The sequence below is a fragment of the Pyrobaculum sp. genome, from assembly GCF_049971835.1.
Lineage (GTDB): Archaea > Thermoproteota > Thermoprotei > Thermoproteales > Thermoproteaceae > Pyrobaculum.
In genome coordinates this window covers 1-1,685 of the sequence record NZ_JBMFKV010000327.1, presented here as the reverse complement: position 1 = coordinate 1,685, position 1,685 = coordinate 1, and the positions used below count along the sequence as shown (strand labels likewise).

Annotated in this window: 3 protein-coding genes and 1 pseudogene; 1 reads left to right on the top strand and 3 read right to left on the bottom strand. The window is 57.2% G+C overall.

Annotated features, from left to right (window positions below; all coding sequences use genetic code 11):
* The coding region (locus tag ACP5J3_RS14275) for an extracellular solute-binding protein (protein ID WP_428496290.1) at positions 1 to 500 on the top strand (500 nt) is incomplete at its 5' end.
* 43 nt (positions 501 to 543) lie between these two features.
* On the opposite strand, the gene ACP5J3_RS14270 is transcribed toward ACP5J3_RS14275, so the two are convergent.
* From ACP5J3_RS14270 to ACP5J3_RS14260, 3 genes and pseudogenes are all read right to left on the bottom strand, one after another.
* Complete coding sequence (locus ACP5J3_RS14270; RefSeq protein WP_428496289.1) at positions 544 to 822, bottom strand: hypothetical protein; 279 nt, start codon at positions 820 to 822, stop codon at positions 544 to 546.
* A 93-nt stretch (positions 823 to 915) separates the two neighbouring features.
* The gene (locus tag ACP5J3_RS14265) at positions 916 to 1,137 is read right to left on the bottom strand and encodes a hypothetical protein (protein WP_428496288.1); all 222 of its coding nucleotides are present in this window, start codon (positions 1,135 to 1,137) and stop codon (positions 916 to 918) included.
* 165 nt (positions 1,138 to 1,302) lie between these two features.
* A pseudogene (locus ACP5J3_RS14260) lies at positions 1,303 to 1,685 on the bottom strand (hypothetical protein); the annotation flags it as partial.

The window sequence follows — 1,685 nt, the reverse complement described above, 5'->3', positions numbered from 1 at the left end:
CCGTGAACAAGGTGATCGACTTGTTGAAGAAGCAGAAGCCCTACATAAGGGGATACCTGGGCATCAGCCAGATCGTGCCAGCGCTGGCCGCAGGAGAGCTCTGGATCTCCCAGATCTGGTCCGGCGACGCCGCCACCGCGAGAGACGAGTTCATTAAAACCGCTGGCCAGGCAAACGCCGACAAGTTTGAGTACGTCCTCCCCAAGCCGAAGACCCACAGATGGGTCGACTTCATGGTGATCCCGCGCGACGCCAAGAATGTCGAAGCCGCGTACCTCTTCATAGACTTCCTGCTCCGGCCGGAGAACTCCGCGCGCATCGTGAAGGCGTCTAACTACCCCACCGCCTTGAAGAGGCAGTTGCTGGCGAAGTACCTGGACCCAGACATTCTCAACGACCCCACTGTGTTTCCGCCGGAGTCCGCACAGTTAATACATTTGAACTACACAGAGGAGATGATTAAGGCGGTGGAGAAGATCAGCTACGCGGTGAAGGGTTAAGCAACTGGCTGACCTCACCCCCGTCCAGAGGGCGGAGGCTTTCCTAGGGTCGGCTCACGGGCGCCCACGTTACCTGTCGAGCCGACGGAGGCGGAGCCAGCCCGGGCCGCACGTCGGGCCGCTCTGCCTTCAGTGTGGCCTCTGTCAATTCCTTCAACATCTCCACATCTACGGCGAATAGAGCTTGTTTTACTGCTTCTATATATTTAGATTTCAACTTTTCGACAACCCTCCTCAACATGTTCAGCACGGCGGCAATGTCGTGGTGGATCCAGCGCCCCCTCGGATCCAATCCGCGCTTGGATACCAGCGGGTAGGACAACCATTTCCCGTATGTTGGGCAGATCTATGAGTTCTTGTACGAGGATACCAATACCAACCTTAGGTAGCATGGTTGGGCGCGTCCTACCCGCCCTTACGCAGGTGAGATAGCCCTGAGGGATCGGCTGTGCGGGGGATAGAGGCCGTAGTCCTCGACGACTTTCGGCGCCTCGGGCAGTAGCATCACCCTTCTGCACTGGCCGTCCGAGAGGACTATGTTAAAGACGAGGTACGCGTACTCCCCACTCGTGGGACAACCCAAACTGAGGTAGACGGTCGTCGTAAAGTCGCCCTTGGCGTCCGGATTGCCTGGCATCGCGAACTCGGCTATTCTGACATAGTATTCGATGATGGGCGGGGAGGCCCTCTAGAAGGCGTACCTCAGCTCAAGGGGAGCTCCCGCCCGCAGGGATATATTACCAGCGGTACGTATAGGCGTGTACTGCTCTATTTAACTACAACTACTTTCGGAGAGGGGACCCTAAGCATCCTCTCTAGGGGCGGGGTTGCCGACCTGCCGTGTCTGACCTACTGTGGGCAGGGGCCGTACTCCACGAGTTGCCACGGGTCGTCTGAGCTGAAGACGACCAGCCGATAGGTGCCGCTGGGGGAGCAAGACGTTCACTACCAGGTATGCGTAGCTCCCCCCTGGGCTGTCCATACACAGAGGCCTTAAGTTACGTTCAGCAACATTGTTTCTCACTATTTCCACAACCGCCTTCATTGGCCTCTGCTTTATCCGGTGCCTTAGCTGTGGGCTCTTCATCTTCTGAACCATCCCAACCTGTGGCTTTTCCCCCCCAACTCCTAAATCACGAGGATAGCTGGCTCTCTGATCAACTTGTGAGCCACTTTGTTCACGCG

Bases quoted from the DNA above. Each gene is read 5' to 3' on its own strand.
- ACP5J3_RS14265 (WP_428496288.1), bottom strand. From the start codon at position 1,137: ATGCCAGGCAATCCGGACGCCAAGGGCGACTTTACGACGACCGTCTAC.